Here is a 25,776-nt window from a genome sequence, read left to right as displayed (position 1 = left end):
GCGATCCGTCCTGCCGATGCGGGCGGGATCAGACCCTGCCCGCTGCCTCCTGCTCCCGCGCGGCGGGCAGCGGACGGCGGCGCTCGCGCCGCTTGGTCAGCCGGTGCAGCGCGATATAGACCACGGGCGTCGTGAACAGGGTCAGCACCTGGCTGACCAGCAGGCCGCCGATCATGGCGATCCCGAGCGGCTGGCGCAGCTCCGCCCCCGTGCCGATGCCGAGGGCGAGCGGCACTGCGCCCAGCACCGCCGCCATGGTCGTCATCAGGATGGGGCGGAAGCGCTTCAGGCAGGCGTCGCGGATGGCCTCCACTGCGCCGGCGCCGCGGTGGCGTTCCGCCTGCAGGGCGAAGTCCACCAGCATGATGCCGTTCTTCTTGACGATGCCGATCAGCAGGATGATGCCGATCAGCCCCATGACGTCGAGCCCGAAGCCGAGCAGCCAGAGCGAGACCAGCGCGCCGAGCCCGGCCGAGGGCAGGGTCGAGAGGATGGTCAGCGGGTGGACATAGCTCTCATAGAGCATGCCGAGGATAATGTAGACCGCGATGAGCGCCGCCGCGATCAGGTAGGGCTGGTTGGCGAGCGCGGCGTAGAAGGCCTGGGCATTGCCCTGGAACACGCCCTGCACCGCGGCCGGCGCGCCGAGTTCCGCCCGCGCCTGCTCGATCTGCGCCGTCGCCTCTCCCAGGGAGACGCCGGGCGCGAGGTTGAAGGAGAGCGTCACCGCCGGGAACTGGTTCAGGTGGCTGATGGAGAGATAGGCGGTCCCGGAGGTATCGAGCGTGACGAAGGTCGAGAGCGGCACGCGCTGCCCGGTCACCGGCGATTGCAGGTAGATCCGCTGCAGCGCCGCCCGCGGGTCCGCCTGCATCGCCGGGTCGACCTCCATGACGACGTGGTAGTAGGTGAGCTGGGTGAACCACTGCGCCACCACGCGCTGGCCAAACGCGTCGGCCAGCGTGTCGTCGATCAGCCGCGGCTGGATGCCGAAGCGCGCCGCGAGGTCGCGGTCGATGGTCAGCCTCGCGGTCGGCCCGCCCGGCTGCTGGTCCGTCGCCACGTCGGTGAGCTGCGGCATGCCGCGCATGCGCTCCAGCAGCCGCGGCGCCCAGGCGTTCAGCTCGTCGAGGTCGGCGTCGCGCAGCACGTACTGATACTGCGTGCGCGAGCCGCGGGCGGAGAGGTTGATGTCCTGCGCTGCCTGCAGGTAGAGCGTGACGCCCGGCACCTGGAGCAGCTTCGCGCGCAGCCGGGCGATCACCTCGCCGGCCGTCACGTCGCGGTCGTGGTGCGGCTTCAGATCGATGAAGAAGCGGCCGGTATTGGAGGTCTGGGTGCCGCCCGTCGCGCCCGCCGTCGCCAGCACGTTCGCGACCGCCGGATCGGCGCGGATGATCTCCATCAGCGCCACCTGCTTCTCCGACATGGCGGCGAAGGAGGTGTCGGGGGCGGCCTCGGCCGTGCCGACGATGAAGCCGGTGTCCTGCTGCGGGAAGAAGCCCTTGGGGATGAAAACGTAGAGCGCGACGGTCGCGGCCAGGGTCGCGGCGAAGACGCCGAGCATCAGACGCCGGCGCCGCAGGGCACGGTCGAGCGCCCAGGCATAGCCGCCCTCGAGCCACCCGAAGGCGTGCTCCAGCCAGCGGTCCAGCTGGCCGAGCAGGCCGCCACGGCGTTGCCGCGCCGTCTCGCGCCGCAGCAGCCGGGCCGAGAGGGTCGGGACCAGGGTGAGGGAGACGAAGACCGAGAGCAGGATGGTGCCGGTGACGACGAGGGCGAATTCGCGGAACAGCCGCCCCACCACCGCCCCCATCAACAGCAGCGGGATGAAGACCGCGATGAGGGAGATGCTGATGGCGAGGACGGTGAAGCCGATCTCGCCCGATCCCTCCTCGGCCGCCTGGCGGGGATCCTGGCCCTCCTCGACCCGGCGGTAGATGTTCTCCAGCACGACGATGCCGTCATCCACCACGAAGCCGACCGCGATGACGAGCGCCATGAGCGAGAGGTTGTCGAGGCTGAAGCCGGCCGGGAACATCAGCGCGACGGTGCCGAGCACGGCGACCAGCACCACCAGCGCCGGCGGCAGCGTCGCCCGCCAGTCCCGCAGGAAGGCCAGCACGACCAGCACCACCAGGCCGAAGGTCAGCGCCAGGCTCATCTCGATGTCGGAGACCGAGGAGCGGATGGTGGTGGTGCGGTCGCTCACCACCTGCACGTCGACCGCCGGCGGCACGGCGGCGCGGAGCTTCGGCAGCGCCTCGCGGATGCGGCCCACCACTTCCACCACGTTCGCGCCGGGCTGCTTGAAGACCACCAGCGCCACGCCGCGGCGGCCGTTCTGCCAGGCGCCGAGCAGCCGGTTCTCCGGCCCCTCCACCGCCTCCCCCACATCGCCGAGGCGCACCGGCGCGCCGTTGCGGTAGGCGACGATCACCTCCTCCCAGCGCTTCGCCGCCAGCACCTGGTCATTGGCCAGCACGGCGAAGGCCTGGCGCGGGCCCTCGAAGGCGCCCTTCGGGCGGTCGACAGTGGCGTTGTTCACCACCGTCCGCACATCCTCGAGCCCGAGGCCGAGCGCGGCGATGCGGTCCGGGTCCAGGCGGATGCGGATGGAGGGCTTCTGCTCGCCCGTGATGTTCACCTGGCCGACACCCGGGATCTGCGAGAGCTGCTGGGCGATGCGGGTATCGGCATAGTCGTCCACGCGGTCGATCGGCAGCACCTCCGACTGCACGGCGATGATGACGATGGGCGGGTCGGCCGGGTTCAGCTTGCGGTAGAGCGGCGGTTGCGGCAGATCGGTCGGCAATTGCCCGCCCGCCTGGTTGATGGCGGTCTGGATGTCCTGCGCCGCGGCGTCGATGTTGCGCGACAGCACGAACTGCACGGCGATGGTGGTATTGCCCAGCGCGCTGGTCGAGACGATCTGGCTGACGCCCGGGATCTGGGCGAATTGCCGCTCGAGCGGCGTGGCGACGGCGCTCGCCATGGTCTCCGCGCTGGCGCCCGGATATTGCACGGTCACCTGGATCGTCGGGAATTCCACCTGCGGCAGCGGCGCGACCGGCAGCAGCGGATAGGCGACGATGCCGAGCAGCACGATCGCCGCCATCAGCAGGGAGGTGGCGATGGGCCGGCGGATGAAGGGGCCGGAGATCGTCACCCGCGCGGCCCCTGCCCTGCCCCGGGCTGTGCCCCGGCCTGGGCGCCCGCCGGCCGCACCCGCGCGCCGGGGCGCAGGCGCTGCACGCCGTCCGTCACCACCTGCTCGCCCGGCTTCAGCCCCTCCTCGACGATCATGACGCCCTCCGAGACCGCGCCGGGCCGGACCTTGCGCATCTCGACCGTGCCGTCGGCCTTGGCGACGAAGACGAAGGGCCCTTCCAGCCCGCGCTGCACGGCGGCGGGCGGCACGGTGACGACGCCGCGCCGCGTCTCAAGCAGCAGGCGGGCGCTGAGGAGCTGCCCCGGCCAGAGCGCGTCGTCCTGGTTCGGGAAGGCCGCCTTGAGCTGGATGGTGCCGCTGTTCGGGTCGATGCGGTTGTCGGCCAGCAGCAGCCGTCCCTCCGAGAGCACGCGGCCGTCGCGCGTCAGCGCCTGGACCGGCAGGCCCTTGTAGGCCGGCTCCTCCGGACCGCCGCCGGGCGCCGGCGCGGGCGGGGCATTGCCCACCGCCTCCCGCTGGCGGCGCAGCACCTCGGTAAGGTCGTCCTGCGGCAGGGTGAAGAAGAGCGCGATGGGGTGGATCTGCGTGATCACGACGAGGCCCGTCGTATCCGCGGCGTGCACGATATTGCCCGGATCGACCAGCCGAACGCCGAGCCGGCCGGCGATCGGCGCCTCGATCCGCGTATAGCCGAGCTGGGTGCGGGCATTGTCGATCGAGGCCTGGTCCGCCTGGATCGTCGCCTCGGTCTGCGCGACGGTCGCGCGCTGGGTATCGAGCTGCTGGCGCGAGGCGCCCTGGGTCTGCGACAGCGTGGTGTAGCGCTGCAGGTCGAGCCGCGCATTGGCGAGCAGCGCCTCGTCCCGGGCCTTCTGCGCGACGGCCTGGTCCAGCGAGGCCTGGAAGGGGCGCGGGTCGATCTGCACCAGCAGGTCGCCCTGCTGCACGTCCTGCCCCTCGGTGAAGGCGACCCGGTCGAGCTGCCCGTCCACGCGGGGGCGGATCGTCACGGTCTGGAAGGCCTGGACATTGCCGAGGCCGCCGCGCCAGATCGGCACGTCGCGCGCCTCGGCCGCGGCGAGGGTGACTGTCACGGGCGGATCCTGCGCGGCCTCGCGCGGCGCGCCGGCGGCGGGTTCGGCCAGCAGGCGCCAGCCGGCCAGGCCGCCGAGGATCAGGGCAAGGGCAAGGAAGGCGCCGCCGAGGGCGCGTCGGTGATGCATTGTGCGGAGGTCCCGCGGTGCAACGCGGGATGCCGGGCGCGGTTCGTGGAGACCTCGCCCCGCGGATTACTTCTGCGCAACGGACATCGGGCGGCCGCAGCGCCCCGCGCGCATCAGGCGGCGCGGCCGAGCCCCGGCGCGGCGCCCTTGCCCCGTACCTCGGCCTCATCGAACTCGGCCGCCGCGATCGCCCGGTCGAGCGCCGCGCGCAACTCCTTCGCCGTCTCCAGGGTCAGTTCCACCCCGGCACGCGCGCCGGGATCGAGGCGGGTATTGATGAAGTCGAGCGTAATGACGTCGCCGAGCGGCGCATGCCGCGCATGGTCATAGGCGACCACGGCTTGGGTCAGCGGGAACCACGTCTCGCCGCGCTTCGCCATGCCCTCGGCCCGCGCGATCTCGATGATGGATGTGCACATGGCGGAGTTTCCCTAAGCAAACCCTTCGGCGTTTGCGCCGCAAACAGATCCTGAGCAGGCTTTCATCCGAGGGGTTTGCGCCGCACGAAGTGCGGCCCAATCCGCGAAAGCCTGCTCAGGCCGCGAGGTGCTTGCCGAAAAAGGCGAAGACCTTGCCCCAGCCATCCATCGCCTGCTCCGGCCGGTAGAGCGGCCGGTGCCAGTAGAAGAAGCCGTGGCCGGCGCCGTCGTAGCGATGGAATTCGTAATCCTTGCCGTGCGTCTTCAGCGCGGCCTCGTGCTGGTCCACCTGCTCGGGGCTCGGCGCGCGGTCGTCATTGCCGAAGAGGCCGAGCAGCGGGCAGGACAGGTCCTTCGTCATCTCGATCGGCGCGACGGGCGTCTTCGCGTTCAGCTCCTCGGCGCCCATCACCACCCGGCCGCCCCAGAGGTCGACGCAGGCATCGACGTCCTTCCTCTGGCAGGCATAGATGAAGGCGTGCCGGCCGCCGGAGCAGGAGCCGAAGAGGCCGATCTTGCCATTGTGCTCGGGCTGCGAGCGCATCCAGCGCACGGCCGCCTCGGTATCGCCGACCATCTGCGCGTCGGGGATGCCGCCCTCCGCGCGCACCTTGGCGGCGACGTCGTCGGGATTCCCCTCGCCCGCCCGCTGGTAGAGGTTGGCGCAGATGGCGATGTAGCCGTGATGCGCGAAGCGGCGCGTCGTCTCGATGTAGAACTCGCTCCAGCCCGGCAGGTGGTGGATCAGCACCACGCCGGGAAAGGGCCCGGGGCCGGAGGGCTTGGCGGCATAGGCGGTGATCGGGGTGCCTTCGTGGCCCTGGATGGTCACGTTCTCACAGGTCATGCCTTTGTAGAACGACATGGATCCTCCTCCACGGATTGAGTCACGGGCCTCTCGCGGGCCAGTGGTCGGGCCGATGCCCTGCCGCGCGCGGCCGGCGGCGACCGATCCGTGGCGATGCAGGCGCCTTGCGCGCGGTCAGTATTCGATGGCCGCTGCCGGGATGCAACACCGGCTGCCGCCATGCGCAGGACCCTTGCCGCGTCCTCGCCCGGCGCAGCGGCCGCCGCGACGGAGCGCTACTCCTGCTCGATCTCCGGCAGCCGGAAGCGGTCCGCCGGGTCGTCCCAGCCCTTGAACTGCGGCGCGCGCTTCTCCGCGAAGGCGGCGCGGCTCTCCAGCAGGTCGCTCGTCGCACCATGCGCGTGCAGCCTCGTCGCCAGGCGTTGCTGCGCGGCGGTCGGCACCGGCCGCATCCGGCGCATCATGTGCACCGTATTCACCCGCGCCGCCGGCGGCAGGCTCAGCAGATGCGCGGCCATCTCCAGCGCCGTCGCCAGCAGCGCCTCAGGCGCCACCAGCCGGTTGAGGAAGCCGAGCTGGTGGAAGCGCTCCGCCGTGAAGCGGTAGCCGAGCGCCATCTCCATGGCGACGGGATAGGGCATGTTGGCCAGCAACCCATGGTTCCAGCCGCCGAGCAACCAGCGCTTGGCCTCCGAGACCTCGAAGACCGCGCCCGTCGCGGCGACGCGAAGGTCGGTGCGCTCCACCAGCATGAAGCCGCCGCCCATGGCGAAGCCGTTCACCGCGGCGATCACCGGCTTCTCCAGCATGCCGGCGTTGAAGGGGTCCTCCATGGCTGCGGCGCGGCCGCCCGGGTTCCGCTCGGCGAGGGATTCCTTCATGTCCTCCCCGGCGCAGAAGGCGCGGCCCGTGCCGGTGAGGATGGCGACCTCGAGCGCCGGGTCGTGCCGGAAGGCGGTCCAGCAGCGGGCCATTTCGGTGCGCAATTCATGGTTCAGGGCGTTCAGCCGCTCCGGCCGGTTCAGCCGCAGCACCAGCACCTGGCCATGAACCTCGGTTTCGAGTACCGCCATATCGGTTCCCCCTGCCAAAGGATGCTGCGGTGGGGGCAGGGGGTGGTCAAGCGAGGGCGGAAGCCCTAAATCCGGTAACACCGGCGTGATCGCTCGGATCACCTTTTGCCGAACCGGCGGGCGCCTGCAAACGTTCGTGCCCCCATCGCGGGGGCGAATCGGCCCCCTGCCATGAGATATCAGGACGCCTGGAGGACCGATGGCCAGCAAGACCGGTGAGGCAGCCGCGAAGAAGCCCAAGGCGGCCGGAGAGAAGAAGGACAAGCCCAACGCGCTGCAGCAGCCGCTGAAGCCCTCCCCCGAGCTTGCGGCGGTGGTCGGCGAGGGGCCGCTGCCGCGCGCCGAGGTGGTGAGCAAGGTCTGGAGCTACATCAAGGCCGAGAACCTGCAGAACCCCAAGGACAAGCGGGAGATCCTGGCCGACGAGAAGCTGAAGAAGGTCTTCGGCAAGGACAAGGTGACGATGTTCGAGATGAACAAGCACCTCGCGGCGCATCTGAGCTGAGGCAAGGTCGGGGAGGGAAACGTATTCCCTCCCCGAACCCCACCCTTCCTCTCTCTGAGTCGAGTGCCGTCGCGAAGCGAGTGCCGACTCACAGAAATGGAAGAGGGCTTGGACGCCGAAGGCGTCCAAGGGGAGAATACCTTCTCCCCGATCCTGTTTTCACCTCATCGCCCAGCTCAGCAGCAGCAGCAGGGCCAGCCCGGCCGAGACCACGCGCCAGAACAGCAGCGGGTCGCGGTCGTGCAGCGACCGCGGGCGGGGCCGGGCCGGTGCGCCGCCCGCCATCCCGCGTTCCAGCGTGAAGAGCAGTTCGACCGCATCGCCGAAGCGCTCCTCCGGCGCTACCGCGACGGCGCGGCTCAGCGCCTGGTCCAACCAGGCCGGCAGGTCCGGCCGGCGGGCGAGCAATGAAGCCGGGGCGCCGAAGCGGGGCCGGGAGAAGGCCTCGACCTCGCCATGGGGAAAGGCGCCGGCGAACATGCGCCACAGCGTGACGCCGAGGGCATAGAGGTCGGTGCGCTCGTCGCCCTCCGCGCTGCCGGCCAGCAGTTCCGGGGCCATGTAGCTCGGCGTGCCCGGGATGTCCTCGGCGGCGAAGTCGTCCATATGCGGCAGCCGCGCGACGCCGAGGTCGATCAGCCGCAGCCCGCCGCCCGGCTCGAGGATGACGTTGTCCGGCTTGATGTCGCGGTGGATGACGCCGGCGCGGTGCAGCGCGGCGACCGCGCGGCAGAGGCGGGTGGCGATCCCCAGGCCCGCCTCCAGCGCCATCGGCGGGCCGCGCAGGATGCGGCGCTCCAGCGTCTCCGCGCCGTACCAGGGCATGACGGCATAGAGGCAGGAGGCGCGCTCGGGCGGCGGCTCCAGCACCTCGCCCAGATAAGGACTGCGGATGCGGGCGGCGATCCAGCCCTCCCGCAGATAGGCCTGGCGGAAGCTGGCCTCGGCCGCCGTGCCGGGCTTGGGGAATTTCAGCACCACCGCCCGCGTCCCGGGCGAGAGTGTGTCCAGGCCGCGGAAGACCCGGCTGGTGCGGCTGTCGGCGATCATCTCCTCCAGCGCATAGCCGTCCACGACCGTGCCGCGCCGCGGCGGCGGCAGGATGGGACGGGCATCGATCGCCGCCTCCAGGTCGGCCTGCACGGGCGGCGGCAGGTCCAGCAGGTCCAGCACCAGGGCGGTCGCATTGTCGGCGGCGCCGGCGGCCAGCGCCGCTCCGACCAGCCGGCGCGCGGTGTCCTCCGGCGCGCCGCGGCGGGCAAGCTCGGCGGCGATGGCGGCATCGGCGAGGCCGCCATGGACGCCGTCGCTGCAGAGCAGCAGCCGGTCATGCGGCCGCGCCGCCTCCTCGGCATAGTCGACGCGCACGCTCTCCGCCGCGCCGAGGGCGCGGGTCAGGACATTGGCGCCGCGCTGCGCATGGTCCTCGGTCAGCCGCGCCAGGGCGCCGTCGCGGAACCGGTAGAGCCGGGAATCGCCGACATGCAGCACATGCATCCGCCGCCCGCGCAGCACCACCGCCGTCAGGGTGCAGGCCATCCCGGCGAGATCCGGATCGGCCTGGCCCTTGGCATGGATCCAGCCGTTCAGCGCCTCGATGGCGCGGCCGGCGGTCCTCTGGATGCCGAGCGCCTGGCTCTGGCCAAGCAGCCCGTCGATCAGGCCGCGGACGGCAAGCTCCGCCGCCACGCGGCCGCCCTTGGCGCCGCCGACGCCATCGGCGAGCGCCGCGATCGCCTCCCGCCGGCCAGGCTCGCCCACCCAGGCCGCGGCATAGTCCTCGTTCGCCGGGCGCGGGCCGCGGTCCGAGCAGAGGCCGACGCGCAGTTCCAGCCGGCCGCGCGCCGGCGTTCCCGTCTCAGGCGGCATGGCGCGCCGGACACGGCGCCCCCTCGACCTCGGCCATGGCGACGACCTCGCCGATCAGGGTGAGCGTCGGTCCCTCCACCGCGGCCTCCGCCACCGCCCCGGCGATATCGGCGAGGGTCCGGCGGATGCGGCGCTCGCCGGGGAGTGTCGCGTTCTCCACCGCGATGGCCGGCGTCGCGGGCGGCATGCCGGCGGCGAGCAGCGCCTGCGCCACCTTTGGCAGGGTGCGCGCCCCCATATAGACCGCGAGCGTGCCGCCGGCCGCGACCAGCGCCCGCCAGTCGTGCTGCGGCATGCCCTCCTCCTCGCGGCCATGCGCGGTGATGAGGTGCAGGCTGCGGGAGGTACCGCGATGCGTCAGCGGCATGCGCAGCCGCGCGGCGGTGGCGAGCGCCGCGGTGATGCCGGGCACCACCTCGACCTCGGCGCCCGCCTCCTGCAGCGCCTGCAACTCCTCCCCGCCCCGGCCGAAGACGAAGGGGTCGCCGCCCTTGAGGCGCACGACATGCGCGCCGGTCCGCACCTGCTGCACCAGCAGGCGGTTGATCGCCGCCTGGCTCATGGCGTGGCGGCCGCAGCGCTTGCCGACATCGATCCGCCGCGCGCGGGCGGGGGCGAGGTCGAGCACGCGCGGGTCGATGAGCTTGTCGTAGAGCACGACATCGGCGGCTTGCAGGGCGCGCACGGCCTTGACCGTCAGCAACTCCGGGTCGCCCGGGCCGGCGCCGACCAGGCTGGCACGGCCGCGCGCGGCGGGAGCGGGCGCCGCGACGGCATTGACCAGCACGCCGGCCCGGCGGGCGAGCGCGGCGACGGCATCGCCCGCGGCACCTTCCAGCGTGGTGACGCAGAGCCGGACGCCGTCGAGATCGGCGGCCTCGACCTCGCGGCGATGCAGGGCGAGGCGGCCTGCCGCCGCGAGGGCGACGAGGCCGGTCCCCGGTTCCGGCGTCACCACGCGCAGCGCGGCGCCGGCCGCGAGCAGCGCCTCGGCGGTGGCGAGGTCGCCGCCGGCGAGCAGCACCGGCACGCCGGCGAGGTCGAGGGAGAGGGTGTAGGTGCGCATGACATGTCTCCTGCCGGCCAATTCACGCCCGCTGCCTGCGGCAGCGGCCGGTCGGACGGCTCAGGCCGCTGCCTCCTCGGCCTGCAGGTCGTGCAGCAGCGCGCGGATCTCCGGCACGCAGGAGCCGCAATTGGTCCCGGCGCTCAGCGCCGCGCCGACCTCGGCCACCGTGGTCAGGCGGCGGTCGAGGATGCAGGTCCGCAACGTGTCGACGCCGACGCCGAAGCAGGCGCAGACATTCCGCTCGGCCGGCTTCGCGGCGAGGGCGCGGCCGGCGAGCAGGCCGGGGCGCGCCGCCTCCGTCACCGTCCCGTCCAGCAGCGCCGCCAGCGCCGCGCCGGCAGGCAGCCCCGCGCGGCTGCCCTCCCGCACCAGGAAGAGGCAGGCCTCCACCCTTCCCTCGACCAGCGCCGCGAAGCGCCAGGCGCCGCGGGCCGGGTCGGCGATGTGCAGCAGTTCGGCGCCCGCGGGGGCGGCGAGCAGCGACTCGACCAGCGGCGCGATCTCGGCCGGCAGCGGCGCCGCGCCGGTCAGTTCCAGCACATGGCCGCGGGCGACGGGGACGCGGGACCAGTGCAGGCCCGGCGCCTCCGGCCGCACCGCGTCGCGGTGCAGCAGCAGGCCGCGCCAGCGGACCGGCAGCGCCTCGGCGCGCAGCGGCGTCGCCTTCAACTCCGGCTGGCCGGAGACGGGATCGGTCGCCGCGCCGACCAGCAGGTCCACCGGGCCGGAGGAGGTGAAGGCATCCGTCCAGTGCATGGGCACGAAGACCTCGCCCGGGCGCTGGCCGGGATCGAGGGCGACGCGCAGCACAGCCTCGCCATGCGGGGTGGCGAGGCGGACCAGGCCACCCTCCACCGCGCCCAGCGCCGCCGCATCGGCGGGGGCGAAGGCCGCGGCCGGGGTGGGCGCGTGGTCCGAGAGGCGCGGCACCTGGCCGGTGCGCGTCATGGTGTGCCACTGGTCGCGCAGCCGGCCGGTGTTCAGCAGCAGCGGGAAGCCGCCGCCCGGTGCGGCGGCGAGGCCGCGGAAGGGCGTGGCGACGAAGCGGGCGCGGCCATCCGGCGTCGGGAAGCCGCCCTCGGCGAAGAGACGGTCGCCTTCCTCGGTCGCGCCGGCGCGGAGCGGCCAGCGGAAGGGGGCGAGGGCGTCGTAGCCCTCGTCGCTCAGGGTTGCCATGGCGCCGATATCGAAGGCCCGCGTGCCGCCGTTTTCGAAGGCCGAGAGCGCGGCGTGCTCGCGGAAGACCGCGGCCGGGCTCTCCCAGGCGAAGGCCTCTGCCCAGCCCATGCGGCGGCCCACCTCCGCCAGCGCCCACCAGTCGGGCTTCGCCTCGCCCGGCGCGGCGCGGAAGGGGCGCTGGCGGCTGATGCGGCGCTCGGAGTTGGTGACGGTGCCGCTCTTCTCGCCCCAGCCGGCGGCGGGCAGGACGACGTCGGCGTAGCGGGTGGTGTCGGTCTCCCAGCAATCGGAGACGACGAGGAAGTCGCAGGCTGCCAGCGCCTCCCGCACCCGGCCGGCACGCGGCAGGCTGTCCGCCGGGTTGGTCGCCATGACCCAGAGCGCCTTGACGCGTCCGTCCAGGACGGCGTCGAAGAGATCGACAGCCTTGAGGCCGGGCCTCTCCGCCAGGTTCGGCGCCCGCCAGAAGCGCCGCACGCGGTCGGGCGCGCCTGGCATGTCGAAGCGCATATGGGCGGCAAGCTGGTTGGCGAGGCCGCCGACCTCCCGCCCGCCCATGGCATTGGGCTGGCCGGTGATGCTGAAGGGGCCCATGCCGGGGCGGCCGATGCGGCCTGTCGCCAGGTGGCAGTTGAGGATGGCGTTGACCTTGTCCGTCCCTGCCGCGGACTGGTTCACGCCCTGGCTGTAGACGGTGACGGTCCGCTCCGTCGTGGCGAACATCGCGTAGAAGCGCGCGATGGCCTCGGGGTCGAGGCCGGTCAGCGCCGCGACGCGCTCGAGCGTCGGCGCCACCTGCCGCGCCGCGGCGAGCGCAGCCTCGAAGCCCGAGCCATGCGCGGCGATCCAGTCGCGGTCCAGCCGGCCGATGCCGGCGCAATGCGCGAGCAGCCCGGCGAAGAGCGCGACGTCCGAGCCGGGCGAGAGGGCGAGGTGCAGGTCGGCGCCGGACGACGTTGCCGTACCGCGCGGGTCGATGACGACCAGCTTCGTGCCGCGCGCCGCGCGCGCCGCCTGCAGGCGGCCGTGCAGCACCGGATGGCACCAGGCGAGGTTGCTGCCGACGAGGACGACGAGGTCGGCCTCCTCCAGGTCCTCGTATACCCCCGGCACCACATCGGCGCCGAAGGCGCGGGTATGGCCAGCGACCGAGGAGGCCATGCAGAGGCGGGAGTTGGTGTCGATGTTGCCGCTGCCGATGAAGCCCTTCATCAGCTTGTTGGCGACGTAGTAGTCCTCGGTCAGGCACTGGCCGGAGACGTAGAAGGCGACCGCGTCAGGCCCGTGCTGCGCGATGGTCTCGGCGAAGCGCCCGGCGATGCGGTCGAGCGCGGCGTCCCAGGAAGCCCGCGCGCCATCGACCATGGGGTGGAGGAGACGGCCGGCATCCTCCAGCGTCTCGCCCAGCGCGGCGCCCTTCACGCAGAGCCTTCCCTTGTTGGCGGGATGCGCGGGGTCGCCGACCAGCCTGCCATCCGGCTGCGCCAGAACCCCGCAGCCGACGCCGCAATAGGGACAGGTGGTCCGGACGGCTTGCGTCATCGGAGCCGCCCCTATTCCGCCGCGACGCCGAGGCCCTGGACGCGGGCGGGGGGCGCGGTGCGCGCATGCGTCGCATAGAGCGTCAGGCCGACGAAGGTGAGCCCGCCGACGAGGTTGCCGAGGACCGTCGGCAGCTCGTTCCACAGCATGTAGTCCAGGAAGGTGAAATGCCCGCCGAGCATGAGGCCCGAGGGGAAGAGGAACATGTTCACGATCGAATGCTCGAATCCCATGTAGAAGAAGACCATGATGGGCATCCACATGGCGATGACCTTGCCGCCGACATTGGTCGACATCATCGCCGCGACCACGCCGGTCGAGACCATCCAGTTGCAGAGCACGCCGCGGATGAAGAGGGTGAGCATGCCCGCGGCGCCATGCGCCGCATAGCCCAACGTGCGCGCCTCGCCGATGCCGCCGAGGCGCTTGCCGACATCGTTCGGCGCCTCGGTGAAGCCGAAGGTGAAGATCACCGCCATCATGACGGCGACCACCAGCGCGCCGGCGAAATTGCCGAAGAAGACCAGCGTCCAGTTGCGCAGCACGCCGCCGAGCGTCACGCCCGGCCGGCGGTCGAGCAGCGCCAGCGGTGCCAGGGTGAAGACGCCCGTCAGCAGGTCGAAGCCCATGAGGTAGAGCAGGCAGAAGCCGACGGGGAAGAGGATGGCGCCGACCAGCGGCTGCCCCGTCTGCACCGTGACGGTCACGGCGAAGGCGGCGGCGAGCGCCAGGATGGCGCCGGCCATGAAGGCGCGGATCAGCGTGTCGCGGGTGGCCATGAAGACCTTCGCCTCGCCGGCGTCGATCATCTTCCGCGTGAAGTCCTGGGGCGTGACATAGGACATGGGGGGTTCCTCAGCGGGGCAGGGCGAGGAGGACGCGGCCCTCCTCCAGCTTCACGGCAAAGCGCCTGACGCAGCCGGCATCCGGCGCGACGGCCTCGCCCTGCTGCAGGTCGATGACCCAGTTGTGCAGCGGGCAGGTCACGGCATGGCCGTGCACGATGCCCTGGCTGAGCTTGCCGCCCTTGTGCGGGCAACTGTCCTCCACCGCGAAGACGGTGTCGTCCAGCGCGCGGAAGACAGCGATGTCACCCATGGCTGACGCGACGACCCGCGCGCCCTGGCGGGGGATGTCCTCGAGCCGGCCGATGACGGTCCAGCGGGATGCCTGAGCCATGCCGTCCATTGCCGTCACTCCGCCGCGACCAGGGTCTTGAAGGGCTCGGCGACCGGGCCGCCGGCCGCACGCTCCGCCCAGGGGTCGACCTGCGCGAATTGCTGCGCGTAGAGGAACTTCTCGTGCAGCGCGCGGCGGCCCTCCGCATCCTCGACGATACGCGTCTTCACGTAGTCGATGCCGACGCGCTCCACCCAGGGGGCGGTGCGCTCGAGGTAGCGGGCCTCCTCCCGGTAGAGCTGCAGGAAGGCGCCGCAGTATTCCAGCACCTCCGCCTCGGTCTCCACCTTGGCAAGGCGGTCGGTGGCGCGGACATGGATGCCGCCATTGCCGCCGACGCTCAGCTCCCAGCCGCTGTCGACCGCGACCACGCCGAAGTCCTTGATCGTCGCCTCGGCGCAATTGCGCGGGCAGCCGGACACCGCGAGCTTGACCTTGTGCGGGTGCCAGGAGCCCCAGGTCATCTTCTCCAGCTTCACGCCCATGGTCGTGCTGTCCTGGGTGCCGAAGCGGCACCAGGTGGAGCCGACGCAGGTCTTCACCGTGCGCAGGCCCTTGGCATAGGCATGGCCGCTGACCATGCCGGCGGCGTTGAGGTCGCGCCACACCGCGGGCAGGTCCTCCCGACGGATGCCGAAGAGGTCGATGCGCTGGCCGCCGGTGACCTTGACCTCGCGGACGTTGTACTTCTCCGCCACATCGGCGATGGCGCGGAGTTCCTTCGCGCTGGTCAGCCCGCCCCACATGCGCGGCACGACGGAATAGGTGCCGTCCTTCTGGATATTGGCGTGCATGCGCTCGTTCACGAAGCGGCTCTGTGCATCGTCCACGTATTCGCCCGGCCAGGCGCAAAGCAGGTAGTAGTTGAGCGCCGGGCGGCAGGAGGCGCAGCCCTCGGCCTTCGTCCAGCCGAGGCGGTGCATCACCTCCGGGATGGTCTTGATCTGCTGGTCCAGGATCGCCTTGCGGACGAAGTCGTGCCCATGCGCGGTGCACTTGCACATCGGCTTCTCGCCGGCCGCCTTCTGGAACCCGTCGCCGAGAGACAGGGCAAGCAGGCTCTCCACCTGCGGGGTGCAGGAGCCGCAGGAGGCGCTGGCCTTGGTATGGGCGCGGACGGCGTCCAGCGTGGTCAGCTTGAGGTCGGCGATGGTCGCCGTGATCTTCCCCTTGCAGACGCCGTTGCAGCCGCAGATCTCGGCACTGTCCGGCAGGGCGGCGATGGCGGCATTCGGGTCCGGGGCGGCGGCGCCGAGCGCGGCGGTCGCCACGGCGCGGCCGAGGATCAGCGTGTCCCGCATGGCGGAGACGTCGGCGCCCTCGCGCAGGAGCTGGAAATACCAGCCGCCATCCGCGACATCGCCGTACATCACGGCGCCGACCACCTTGTTCTCCCGCAGCACCAGCTTGCGGTAGACGCCGCGGGCGGCGTCGGCGAAGGTGATCTCCTCGTCCGCCTCGTCGGCGGCGTTCAGCGCGCCGGCCGAGAAGACGTCGATGCCGGTGATCTTTAGGCGGGTGGAGAGCGCCGGCGTGACATAGGCCGCATCCTCCTCGCCGGCAAGCTGCGCGGCGCAGACCTTCGCCTGCTCCCAGATCGGCGCGACGAGGCCGAAGACCTGGCCGCGATGCTCGATGCACTCGCCGACCGCGAAGACATTCGGGTCCTCGGAGGTCCGCAGCCCGTCATCCACCACGATGCCGCGGTTGATCTCGAGGCCCATGCCGCGGGCGAGGTCGACATTCGGCCGGATGCCGATGGCGACGACGACCAGGTCGGCCTCGATCTCCCGCCCGTCGGCCAGCTTCACGCCGGTCGCGCGGTCCGTGCCGGTGATCTCCTCGGTCTGGCCATTGGTGAAGAAGGCGATGCCGCGCTTGTCGAGGTCGCGCTGCAGCAGCGTGCCGGCATGCACGTCGAGCTGCCGCTCCATCAGCGTCGGCATCAGGTGGACGAGGGCGACCGACATCCCACGCCGCTTCAGGCCCCAGGCCGCCTCCAGCCCCAGCAGCCCGCCGCCGATGACCACCGCGCGCTTGTGGCTGCGCGCGGCCTCCAGCATCAGCTCGACATCGTTGATGTCGCGGAAGGCGCAGGTGCCAGGCAGGCCGAGGCCCGGGATCGGCGGCGCCAGCGGCTTGGAGCCGGTGGCGATCAGCAGCCGGTCATAGCCGACCGTGATGCCGGCGGCGGAGGTGACGGTCCGCGCCACCCGGTCCACCGCGACCGCCGGGTCGCCGGCGATCAGGCGGATCTGGTTCTCCTCGTACCACTCGCGGCTGTTGATGACGATCTGCTCGAGAGTCTTCTCGCCCGCCAGGACCGAGGAGAGGGCGATGCGGTCGTAGTTCGGGTGCGGCTCGGCGCCGAAGACGGTGATGTCGTAGCGGTGCGGGGCGCGCTTCAGCAGCTCCTCGACGGTCCGCATGCCGGCCATGCCGTTGCCGATGACGACCAGGCGCTGGCGCTGGGGGGACATCATGTTCATCGCGGATGTTCCTTCTGCGTCAGATGCGGGCGGTGGTGACGGCGGCGGCGCCCCAGGTCGTCCGCCAGCGGCGCTTCACGCCGGTGAGGCCGACGAGCGCGAGGGCCGCGAGCGCGGCGAAGACCAGGAAGCCGGCCTGGTAGCTGGCCGTGTACTGCTTGGAGAGGCCGAGCGAGGAGGCGAGGTAGAAGCCGCCGATGCCGCCGGTCATGCCGACCAGGCCGGTCATCACGCCGATCTCGCCGCGGAAGCGCTGCGGGACGAGCTGGAAGACGGCGCCATTGCCCATGCCGAGCGCGAGCATCGCCGGGACGAAGACGGCGAGCGCGATCCAGGCATTCGGCAGGCCGAGCGAGACGATGCCGAGGGCGATGGCGGCGACGGCGTACATGACGGAGAGCGAGCGGACGCCGCCGATGCGGTCGGCGACCGCGCCGCCGATCGGGCGGACGAGGGATCCCGCGAAGACGCAGGCGGCGGTGAAGTAGCCGGCGATGACCGGGCTCAGGCCGTAGACGTCGTTGAAGTAGATGGTGAGCGACGCCGTCAGGCCGACGAAGCCGCCGAAGGTCACGCTGTAGAAGAACATGAACCACCAGGCGTCCGGGTTGCGCAGCACGGCGGCATATTCGGCCAGCGACTTGGCGGCGGGGCTGTTCGGCGCATCCTTGGCCAGGACGAGGTAGACGACGAAGACGGCGGCGAGCGGCAGGGCGGCGAGGCCGAGCACGCTGTTCCAGCCCAGCGCGGCGGCGAGGCCCGGGGCGAAGAGCGCGGCGAAGACGGTGCCGGAGTTGCCGGCGCCGGCGATGCCGAGCGCGGTGCCCTGGTGCTCCGGCGGATACCAGCGGGAGGCCAACGGCAGGGCGACCGCGAAGGCCGCGCCGGCGACGCCGAGCGCAATGCCCACCAGCAGCACCTGCGCGAAGCTGGAGACGCCGAACCACCAGGCGGCGAGCAGGCCGAGGATGACGATCGCCTGGCCGATGGCGCCCGTCAGCTTCGGGCCGATGCGGTCCACCAGCACGCCGTTCACCACGCGGAGCAGCGCGCCGGCCAGCACCGGCACCGCGACCATCAGGCCCTTCTGCGCGGGGGAGAGGTGGAGGTCGGCCGCGATCTGCACGGCGAGCGGGCCGAGCAGCACCCAGACCATGAAGGAGACGTCGAAATAGAGGAAGGCGGCGATCAGGGTCGGGAGGTGGCCCGCCTTCAGGAAGCCCTTGTTCACGGTGGGAAGCTCCGCGGACCGGATCGTCCGCGCGCGGGCCGCCTTTGGCCCGCAGGTCTCGTCCGGGACGGGGCAGGTCCGTCCCATGGCGGCGGCGCCCCGCCTTTGGGGAACCACCGGCCGGGTATCGGGAGCGGCTCTGCGCTCCCCGCGGCTGGTCGATGGTTACCCGAGTGCTGATTATGCGGTCAATGCCGTTTTCGTTGGCAGACACCTGACGCAGGCCACGATTGCCCGCAAGTTAGGCTAATGCCGATTATACTTTGATCATTTTGCCGGATTACGGCGCAGGCGTCTCTAGGACCACCCGCGCCGCCCCCGGTGCGGCTCAGCGCTGCGGCAGCCGCTGCGCCATGCGCAGATGCTCCTGCAGCACCGGCACCTGCCGCGCCGCGAAGGCCTTCACGTCCGGATCGGTGCCGTTCTGCGCCTCCTCCTGGTAGATCCGCAGGTCCTCCTGGTGGTCCTGCACCATGGCCTTGGCATAGGCGCGGTCGAAGGCACGGCCGCGCAGCTTCGCCAGGCTGTCGTAGACCTCCTGGTGCTCCGCGCCGATGCTGTCCGGCGGCGTGATCTGCTTCTGCTGGGCGAGCGCCGCCATACCCTGGTTCGCCGTGCCGTGGTCCGTCATCATCTTCGCGGCGAAGCGCTTCACCGGCTCCGACCGGCCATTGCGCTGGGCAAGCTGGCCCAGCCGCACCTCGGCCAGGCCGCCGCGCGTCGCGGTCGTCATGAAGGTCGCGTCGCTGGTGGACAGCGTCGGGTTCACCTGCGCCTTGGCGGCGGCGACCGTGGTGTCCGCGGCCTGCTGCGTCTCCGCGCAGCCCGCCAGGAAGGCCAGCGCGAGCGCCCCGGCCCAGGATGCCTTGTGCATCGTCTCTCTCCGTCTCGTCATGCTCGAGAGGCCGCCGGCGCGGCCCCGAACGGCAACGTTCCAGAGCGGCAGCCGTTCGGTTGACGCCCGCCGCGTGCCGCTGCGAGCATCCCGGCCCGAGCGAGGGGGGAAACCACATGAGCAATGCCCGCAGCCTGCTGGTGGTCGGCGCCACCGGCGCCGCCGCCACGCGCGTCGCGGAACGCGCCCGGGCGGAGGGCGGGTTCAACCTCCTCGGCCTCTCGCGCCGCGTGCCGGCCGGCGCCGGGGACTGGGTCCAGGCCGACCTGACGGACCCGGCGGGCCTCGCCCAGGCGCTCGCCGCGCGGCCCGACATCACGCACATCGTCTATGCCTCCCGCGCGCCCTTCGGCGAGGGCGGGGTGGAGGACGTGCCGGCCAACCTCGCCATGCTGCGCAACCTGCTGGACGCGGCGGAGGCCGGCCTGCCGCGCTTCGCCCATATCCACATGATCCATGGCGGCAAGTGGTACGGGCTGCATATCGGCCCCTTCCGCACCCCGGCGCGGGAGGACGACCCGCGCCACCTGCCACCCAACTTCTATTACGACCAGCAGGATCTGGTCGCCGCGCGGCAGCGCGGAAAATCTTGGTCCTGGAGCGCGAGCCGCCCCGGCTTCGTGCTGGACGTCGCGCCCGGCCGCGCCCGCAACATGGTCTCGACCCTCGGCGCCTACGCCGCGATCTGCCGCGAACTCGGCGCGCCCTTCGACTTCCCCGGCCGGCCCGGCGCCTGGACCGCGCTGCACGAACTGACCGATGCGTCGCTGCTGGCGGAGGGCGTGCTCTGGATGCTGACCGAGCCGCGCGCCGCCAACCGCGCCTTCAACCTTTCCAATGGCGACAGCTTCCGCTGGTGCGACCTCTGGCCCTTCCTCGCCCAGCAATTCGGCCTGCCCTGCGGCGTGCCGCGGCCGATGTCGATGCCGCGCTGGATGGCGGACAAGGGCCCGGTCTGGGACGCCATCCGCCGCCGCCACGACCTCGCCCTGCCGCTCGAGCAGGTGGCGAGCTGGGACTTCGCCGACTTCTTCCTCGGGATGGACTACGACGTGCTGTTCTCCATGACCGCGGCGCGCAAGGCCGGGTTCACGGGGTTCGTGGATTCATGGGAGATGTTCGGGCGGCAGATCGAGGGGTACCGGGCAGCGCGCGTATTGCCGCCGCGGTAGACCGGGGCTCCGCCCCGGGCCCCGCGAAGGGGGCGAAGCCCCCCTTCGAGACCCCCCTTCCTTCAGACCACCTTGTCGGTGATCACCTGCGGCACCGGGACCGAGGCGGCGAAGGAGGGGCGTGCTTCCAGCCTTGCGGAGAGCGCGACCAGGTTCGGGTACTGGCTGCGCCAGGGATGCTCGGGGAAGCGGACGTCGAGGTAGCGCAGCACCGTCCCGGTGCAGATATCGGCGAGGCCGAATCGCTCGCCCACCACCCATTCGCGCCCGCCGGCGATCTCCGCGAGGGCGCGCAGCCCGCCATCCACCTTGCGGCGCTGCCGCGCGATCCACTCGGCGCTCTGCTGCTCCGGCGCGCGATGGCGTTCCCAGAACAGCAGCACGCAGGCGTCGCAAACGCCATCGGCGATCACCTCGACCTTGCGGGCGGCCAGCCTCTCCCAGGTCTCGGCGGGGACCAGGGGCGGCACCGGCCACCGCGCCTCGATGACCTCGAGGATGTAGCGGCTCTCATAGACGCTGCTGCCGTCCTCGAAGATCAGGACCGGCAGCTTCTCCAGCGGGTTGTGCTGCGGCGTCCGCGTGGTGCTGTCCCAGGGCACCTCCGTCACCAGTTCGAAGGGGATCGCCTTCTCCGCCAGCGCGATGCGCACCTTGCGCGCATAGGGGCTGGGGGTGGCGCTGATCAGCCTGAGCATGGGCGTCCCTCCCTGGTCCGCAGCGAGCCTGGGCGCCACCCACCATGGGGTCAAGCCGGGCCATCCCGCCGCGGGCGCGCGGCGGATCCGGGATGCGCATCCCGCAACCGCTCGTCGGGCGCGGGGAGGCGGAACGCCGCTTGCCCTGGCGCCTCGCCGGGCGGAGAATCGCGTCGGGAGAAACGTCGAAGGGACAAGGACCATGCCCACAGCCTGGCTGATGGTGCGCGCCGTCGTGGCGGAGCCGGCCGACCGCCCCCGCTTCGACCGTTGGTACGAGACCGAGCACCTCCGCGACGCGCGCGAGGCCCTGGGCGCCCTCCGCGCCTGGCGCTGCTGGAGCCGCCTCGACCCCTCGATCCATTTCGCCTTCTACGAATTCGCCGATGCGGCGCGGGCCGAGGCGGTGCTGGCCTCGTCCGGGATGCGGGCGCTGGTCGAGGAGTTCGACCGCGTCTGGGACACCCGCGTCACCCGGACGCGGGAGGTGCTGGAACTCGCCGGCCAGCTCCCTTGATCAGGCGGGGGCCGGCACGGGCTGGCGCCGCGGCAGGCTGGCGGCGATGGCGGCGGCCAGCAGGTTGCCCGTCGCCGCTATCGCCAGCGTGCCGGCATAGCCGCCCGTCAGGTCGAAGAGCCGCCCGGCCAGCACCGGCAGCGTGACCGCCGCCACGCACCAGGCGGCATAGAGCCGGCCGGCCATGCGGCCATAGGCCGCGGCGCCCCAGTAGATGCCGATCGCCGCCGCGGTGCTGCCGCTGACCAGCCCATAGCCCATGCCGATCATGGCCAGCGAGACGACCGCAGGCCCCGCCGCGGGGAAGGCCAGCAGCACCACCCCGCCGCCCAGCGCCAGCAGATGCGCGAAGGCCAGGACGCGCGGCGCCGGGATGCGGTCCGCCAGCCAGCCGCCGACGATGCGCGCCCCGGCGACGAAGCCGGTGATCGCCGTGGTCGCGGAGAGGGCGAGCGCCGTGCTGCCGCCATAGGCCTCCACCATGCCGGCCGCCTGGCCCAGCACCGTCAGCCCCGCCGCGGCGGCGAGGAAGAAGACCAGCCAGATGCGCCAGAAGACCGAGCGCTGTCCCGGCGCCTGCGGCGCGGCGGCGCCCGCCGGCGGCTCCAGCCGCATGCCGGCGAGGCGTGCCAGGAGGGCGGCGAGCAGCCCGGCCCCGAGCAGCGCCGCCGCCAGCCCGCCCAGCGTGGCGCGCAGGCCGAATCCGCCCAGCGCCCAGCCGAAGAGCGGCGCGCCGATCATGGCGCCCATGGGGTAGAGGCTGACGATGAAGCCGTTGGCGAGGCCGCGCCGCGCGCCGCCCAGCATCAGGTTCATGCCCTGCAGCAGCACCACATAGGCCGCGCCGCCGCCGAGCCCGAACAGCACGCCATAGCCGAGCGCAAGCTGCACGAGCCCCGTGGCCGACGCCGCCAGCGCCATGCCGAACGCGGCGAAGGCCGCGCAGCCCGCCGTCAGCACCGCCGCCGAGGCCGCGCGATAGAGCAGCGGCGCCAGGTTCATCCCCGCGGTGAAGCCGACCAGCGTCAGGCCGAAGACGAAGGAGAGCGCGGCGCGGGAGAGGCCGAGTTCCGCCTCCAGCGGCCGGATGAAGACGCTGAAGGCATAGACCGTGCCGAGCGGCAGGTTGAGCACGGTGACCGCGGCGAGGCCCAGCCCGGTGCGGCCGAAGGCAGCCTCAGGCAAGGTCGACCACCACCTCGCCGAGGCCGGCGAAGCCGCCGGTCACGCGCTGGCCGCCATCCACCCAGAGCAGGCCGGTGCAGCTTCCCGTCGTCACGACCTGCCCGGCTTCCAGCGTCATGCCGAGGCCCGGCAGGTGGTTCGCCAGCCAGAGCAGCGGCGTGAAGGGATCGCCGGAGGGATTGCCGCCCACCTTCTCCACCTGCACCGCGCCGCCGCAGGTCTGGCGCACCGTGAGGGACTTCAGGTCCATGTCGCGCCAGCCCGGCACCTCGGCGCCGATGACCAGCCCGGCATGGGCGATGCTGTCGGCCATGGCCTCCAGCGGCGAGACCCCGGACGGGTCGATGTAGCGGCTGGCGACCATCTCGATGGCCGGGAAGCAGGCGGCGATGGCGTCCTTGATCTCGTCCAGCGTATAGGGCGTGCCGCGGCCGGGCAGGTCGCGGCCGAGGCGGAAGGCGATCTCCGTCTCGATGCCGATCTTCTCCCCCGGCGGCACGGGCCAGGTGGCGGGGCCGGGGCGGATGCCGGCGGCATCGAGCATGGCGGCCGAGGTCGGCTTGCCCGGGGGCGCGGCGCATTTCCAGCCGCCGGCGCGGGCGCCGCGGCGCCGCAGCACCTCCCGCTGGATGGCGAAGGCCGTGGCTTCGTCCCGCGGCGCGGCGGCGCCGAGGCCGGCGACGCGCGGGCCGCCCTGGCGGACCGCCATTAGGATGTCGGCGGCCTGCTGCGTGGTATCGGTCATGGGCTGGCATTCCTTCCCCTCGGGCGCGCAGCATGGCCGGGGATGCCGGCGGGATGAAGCCCCCTGCCCCCGGCCCGGCTTGCCGGCGCCGGCAAGCCCCCCCGGGATTTGCGCCGCCGGGCCTCCTCGGCGGGCTTCCGGCCCGAGGCGTCGGGCGGCGCGACGTGTGGCCCAAACCGCGAAAGTCTGCTTAGGCTCGCGCCCTTCGTCCGGGAGGGGTGTGATCGTGGCAGATGGCATGGAGGCCGGCGCCGGCCGGTTCGGCAGCGGCCAGGCGGTGCGGCGGGTCGAGGATCGCGCGCTGCTGAGCGGGGCCGGGATGTTCACCGACGATGTCGCCCCGGCGGGGCAGACGCATCTCTATTTCCTCCGCTCCCCGCAGGCGCATGCGCGCATCGCCGCCATCGACACCGCGCCGGCACTGGCCGTGCCGGGCGTGCTGGCGGTGATCACCGCGGCGGACCTGGCCAAGGCCGGCGCCAAGCCCATGCTGGTCAGCCTGCCCTTCAAGCGGCCGGACGGCGCGCCCCTGACCGCGCCGCCGCGGCCGGTGCTGGCCGAGGGCCATGTCCGCTTCGTCGGCGAACCGGTGGCCGCCATCATCGCCGAGAGCGCGGCCGCCGCCCGCGACGGCGCCGAGGCCGTCCTGGTGGACTACGAGGACCTGCCCGCGGTCACCGCGCTGCAGGCCGCCGCGGCGCCGGGCGCCCCGCGGGTCTGGGACGGCGCGCCGGACAATGTCGTGGCGCAGACCCGCTACGGCGATGCCGCGGCGGCGCAGTCCGGGTTCGAGAGGGCGGCGCATGTCGTCTCGCTGGACCTGGTGAACCAGCGCCTCGTCCCCGCCTCCATGGAGCCGCGGGTGGTGCTGGCGGAATACGACGCGGCAGGCGACCGCATCACCGTGCGGATGAGCAGCCAGATGCCCTCCTCCGCGCGCGATTCCATCGCGACCGAGGTGCTGGGCATCCCGGCCGAGAAGGTGCGGGTGCTGGTCGGCGATGTCGGCGGCGGCTTCGGGATGAAGACCGGCCTCTACCCCGAGGATGCGGTGGTCGCCTTCGCCGCCAAGCAGGTCGGCCGTCCCGTGAAATGGGCGGCGACGCGGCTGGACGATTTCCTCTCCGCCCTGCATGGCCGCGACACGGAGAGCAAGGCGGAGCTGGCGCTGGACGCCGATGGCAAGGTGCTGGCCTTCCGCGTACGTACCCTGGCCAATATGGGCGCCTATCCGCGCAACCCGGGCGTCGCCATCCAGCTCCTCATCGGCCCCTGGGTCTCCACCAGCATCTACGACATCACCACCATCGACTTCGAATTCACCGCCGTCATGACCAATACCGCGCCGACCGGCCCCTATCGCGGCGCCGGACGGCCGGAGGCGATCTACCTGATCGAGCGGCTGATGGACGCCGCGGCGCGGAAGATGGACCTCGACCCGGCGGAGCTGCGCCGGCGCAACATGATCGCGCCCTCGCAGATGCCCTATACCAATGCCATGGGCCAGACCTATGACAGCGGCAGCTTCGCGCAGGTGCTGGACGAGGGGCTGAAGCTCGCGGACTGGGACGGTTTCGCGGCGCGGGCCGCGCAGTCCAAGGCGCGCGGCAGGCTGCGCGGGCGCGGCATCGCCAGCTTCCTCGAATGGACCGGCGGCAATGTCTTCGAGGAGCGGGTGACCGTCGCGGTCAAGGGTGACGGCGAGATCGAGATCTATGCCACCACCCAGGCCATGGGTCAGGGCATCGCGACCAGCTACGCGCAGCTCGCGGTGGATGTCTTCGGCGTGCCGCTCGAGCGCATCCGCGTGGTGTTCGGCGACAGCGACCGCGGCAGCGGCTTCGGGAGTGCCGGCTCCCGCTCGCTCTTCACCGCAGGCTCGGCGGTCAAGGTCGCAGCCGACAAGACGGTGAACACCGCCAAGGACCTGGCGGCGGATGCGCTGGAGGTCGCGGCTGTCGATCTCGAATACCGCGAGGGCCGCCTCCAGGTCGCCGGCACCGACCGCGGCATCGGGCTGTTCGAGCTGGCGGCGAAGCAGCCGGACCAGCGCATCTTCATCGACAGCACCAGCAGCGTCTCCGGCCCCACCTGGCCGAACGGGACGCATATCTGCGAGGTGGAGATCGACCCCGACACGGGCGAGGTGGAGGTGGTCTCCTATACCTCGGCCAATGATGCCGGGCGGGTGGTGAACCCGCTGATCGTGGAGGGGCAGATCGTCGGCGGCGCGCTGCAGGGCATCGGCCAGGCGCTCTACGAGCAGGTGGTCTATGACCCGGAGACGGGCCAGCCGCTGAGCGCCAGCTTCATGGACTACGCCATGCCGCGCGCCGACCTGGCCTGGGGCTATGTCACCACCCTGGACCAGACCATTCCCTGCCGCACCAACCCGCTGGGCGTGAAGGGGGTCGGCGAGCTCGGCACCATCGGCGCGACGCCGGCGGTGGTGAATGCGGTGGCGGATGCCCTGACGCGGGCCGGCCGGCCGCAGGCGGCAGCGGGGCTGCAGATGCCGCTGATGCCGCCACGGGTCTGGGCGGCGCTGCACGGCTGAGGCGGACGACGGCCGCAGCATCGCAGGGCGCGGAGGTCCGAAAAGGCCCGCCTGAGAGAAGGCGGCCCGATGCGGCAACGCCGCGAGGTGGAGGCCGTCCAGGGCGGTGCCTTGGACCGGTCCGCCCGACAGGCAAGGCAGCCCGATGGCCGCAGCACCCCATCGCGTGGGGGCCGTCCAGGTCCGGCGGGCAACCCCGCCCGGGCCGGGCCGGCTTGCGCAACCGGGCGGGGTTGCGCAGGCTGCCGG

Annotated in this window: 20 protein-coding genes; 4 read left to right on the top strand and 16 right to left on the bottom strand. The window is 72.2% G+C overall.

What is annotated here, in order from left to right; translation table 11 throughout:
* Positions 1 to 28: 28 nt before the first annotated feature.
* The 5 genes from Q7A36_RS10950 to Q7A36_RS10930 form a co-directional block, all read right to left on the bottom strand.
* Positions 29 to 3,169, bottom strand: a complete 3,141-nt coding sequence (locus Q7A36_RS10950; protein WP_305103720.1) for an efflux RND transporter permease subunit — start codon at positions 3,167 to 3,169, stop codon at positions 29 to 31.
* Positions 3,166 to 4,395, bottom strand: a complete 1,230-nt coding sequence (locus Q7A36_RS10945; protein ID WP_305103719.1) for an efflux RND transporter periplasmic adaptor subunit — start codon at positions 4,393 to 4,395, stop codon at positions 3,166 to 3,168. The genes Q7A36_RS10950 and Q7A36_RS10945 overlap by 4 nt, the downstream gene beginning before the upstream one ends.
* 113 nt (positions 4,396 to 4,508) lie before the next feature.
* Positions 4,509 to 4,814, bottom strand: coding sequence for a DUF6295 family protein (locus Q7A36_RS10940; RefSeq protein ID WP_305103718.1), 306 nt, complete (start codon positions 4,812 to 4,814; stop codon positions 4,509 to 4,511).
* 115 nt (positions 4,815 to 4,929) lie between these two features.
* Positions 4,930 to 5,679 carry a dienelactone hydrolase family protein gene (locus tag Q7A36_RS10935; RefSeq protein ID WP_305103717.1) on the bottom strand — a complete coding sequence of 250 codons (750 nt, stop codon included), beginning with the start codon at positions 5,677 to 5,679 and terminating at the stop codon, positions 4,930 to 4,932.
* 218 nt (positions 5,680 to 5,897) lie between these two features.
* Positions 5,898 to 6,695, bottom strand: coding sequence for an enoyl-CoA hydratase/isomerase family protein (locus Q7A36_RS10930; protein ID WP_305103716.1), 798 nt, complete (start codon positions 6,693 to 6,695; stop codon positions 5,898 to 5,900).
* 199 nt (positions 6,696 to 6,894) lie between these two features.
* On the opposite strand from Q7A36_RS10930, the gene Q7A36_RS10925 reads away from it, so the two are divergent.
* On the top strand, positions 6,895 to 7,200 hold the full coding sequence (locus tag Q7A36_RS10925) for an SWIB/MDM2 domain-containing protein (RefSeq protein ID WP_305103715.1): 306 nt from the start codon (positions 6,895 to 6,897) through the stop codon (positions 7,198 to 7,200).
* Positions 7,201 to 7,359: 159 nt separating this feature from the next.
* Here Q7A36_RS10925 and Q7A36_RS10920 read toward each other — a convergent pair whose 3' ends face one another.
* The 8 genes from Q7A36_RS10920 to Q7A36_RS10885 form a co-directional block, all read right to left on the bottom strand.
* Positions 7,360 to 9,069, bottom strand: coding sequence for a bifunctional protein-serine/threonine kinase/phosphatase (locus tag Q7A36_RS10920; RefSeq protein ID WP_305103714.1), 1,710 nt, complete (start codon positions 9,067 to 9,069; stop codon positions 7,360 to 7,362).
* A complete protein-coding gene (gene cobA, locus Q7A36_RS10915) occupies positions 9,059 to 10,135 on the bottom strand; it encodes a uroporphyrinogen-III C-methyltransferase (RefSeq protein WP_305103713.1) in 1,077 nt (358 codons plus the stop codon). Before cobA ends, Q7A36_RS10920 begins: the two co-directional genes overlap by 11 nt.
* Positions 10,136 to 10,195: 60 nt before the next feature.
* Entirely contained in the window at positions 10,196 to 12,859 is a 2,664-nt protein-coding gene (locus Q7A36_RS10910; protein ID WP_305103712.1) for a nitrate reductase, read from the bottom strand.
* An 11-nt stretch (positions 12,860 to 12,870) separates the two neighbouring features.
* Positions 12,871 to 13,704: a formate/nitrite transporter family protein gene (locus Q7A36_RS10905; RefSeq protein ID WP_305103711.1), complete on the bottom strand. Its 834-nt coding sequence runs from the start codon at positions 13,702 to 13,704 to the stop codon at positions 12,871 to 12,873.
* 10 nt (positions 13,705 to 13,714) lie between these two features.
* Positions 13,715 to 14,038 carry a nitrite reductase small subunit NirD gene (nirD, locus tag Q7A36_RS10900; RefSeq protein WP_305103710.1) on the bottom strand — a complete coding sequence of 108 codons (324 nt, stop codon included), beginning with the start codon at positions 14,036 to 14,038 and terminating at the stop codon, positions 13,715 to 13,717.
* Positions 14,039 to 14,052: 14 nt separating this feature from the next.
* Complete coding sequence (nirB, locus tag Q7A36_RS10895; protein ID WP_370655657.1) at positions 14,053 to 16,527, bottom strand: nitrite reductase large subunit NirB; 2,475 nt, start codon at positions 16,525 to 16,527, stop codon at positions 14,053 to 14,055.
* 19 nt (positions 16,528 to 16,546) lie between these two features.
* Positions 16,547 to 17,758, bottom strand: a complete 1,212-nt coding sequence (locus tag Q7A36_RS10890; RefSeq protein ID WP_305103709.1) for a nitrate/nitrite transporter — start codon at positions 17,756 to 17,758, stop codon at positions 16,547 to 16,549.
* A gap of 328 nt (positions 17,759 to 18,086) precedes the next feature.
* Complete coding sequence (locus Q7A36_RS10885) at positions 18,087 to 18,632, bottom strand: DUF4142 domain-containing protein (protein WP_305103708.1); 546 nt, start codon at positions 18,630 to 18,632, stop codon at positions 18,087 to 18,089.
* Positions 18,633 to 18,769: 137 nt separating this feature from the next.
* Here Q7A36_RS10885 and Q7A36_RS10880 point away from each other — a divergent pair, with 137 nt between their 5' ends.
* Positions 18,770 to 19,825, top strand: a complete 1,056-nt coding sequence (locus tag Q7A36_RS10880; RefSeq protein WP_305103707.1) for an SDR family oxidoreductase — start codon at positions 18,770 to 18,772, stop codon at positions 19,823 to 19,825.
* A 62-nt stretch (positions 19,826 to 19,887) separates the two neighbouring features.
* Here Q7A36_RS10880 and Q7A36_RS10875 read toward each other — a convergent pair whose 3' ends face one another.
* Positions 19,888 to 20,523, bottom strand: coding sequence for a glutathione S-transferase C-terminal domain-containing protein (locus Q7A36_RS10875; protein WP_305103706.1), 636 nt, complete (start codon positions 20,521 to 20,523; stop codon positions 19,888 to 19,890).
* 202 nt (positions 20,524 to 20,725) lie between these two features.
* On the opposite strand from Q7A36_RS10875, the gene Q7A36_RS10870 reads away from it, so the two are divergent.
* On the top strand, positions 20,726 to 21,040 hold the full coding sequence (locus tag Q7A36_RS10870) for a hypothetical protein (RefSeq protein WP_305103705.1): 315 nt from the start codon (positions 20,726 to 20,728) through the stop codon (positions 21,038 to 21,040).
* Here the strand turns inward: Q7A36_RS10870 and Q7A36_RS10865 are convergent, their stop codons facing one another.
* Positions 21,041 to 22,225, bottom strand: coding sequence for an MFS transporter (locus tag Q7A36_RS10865; RefSeq protein WP_305103704.1), 1,185 nt, complete (start codon positions 22,223 to 22,225; stop codon positions 21,041 to 21,043).
* Positions 22,218 to 22,970 (bottom strand): 2-keto-4-pentenoate hydratase, encoded by a 753-nt coding sequence (locus tag Q7A36_RS10860; RefSeq protein ID WP_305103703.1) that lies wholly within the window; start codon positions 22,968 to 22,970, stop codon positions 22,218 to 22,220. Before Q7A36_RS10860 ends, Q7A36_RS10865 begins: the two co-directional genes overlap by 8 nt.
* Positions 22,971 to 23,196: 226 nt before the next feature.
* Between Q7A36_RS10860 and Q7A36_RS10855 the strand changes: the two genes are divergently transcribed.
* Complete coding sequence (locus Q7A36_RS10855; RefSeq protein WP_305103702.1) at positions 23,197 to 25,527, top strand: xanthine dehydrogenase family protein molybdopterin-binding subunit; 2,331 nt, start codon at positions 23,197 to 23,199, stop codon at positions 25,525 to 25,527.
* Positions 25,528 to 25,776 lie beyond the last annotated feature (249 nt).

It is taken from the genome of Paracraurococcus lichenis (genome assembly GCF_030657435.1).
Classification (GTDB): Bacteria; Pseudomonadota; Alphaproteobacteria; order Acetobacterales; family Acetobacteraceae; genus Paracraurococcus; species Paracraurococcus lichenis.
Note: the sequence above shows the minus strand (reverse complement) of the source record. Positions and strands in the feature narration are given on the sequence as shown.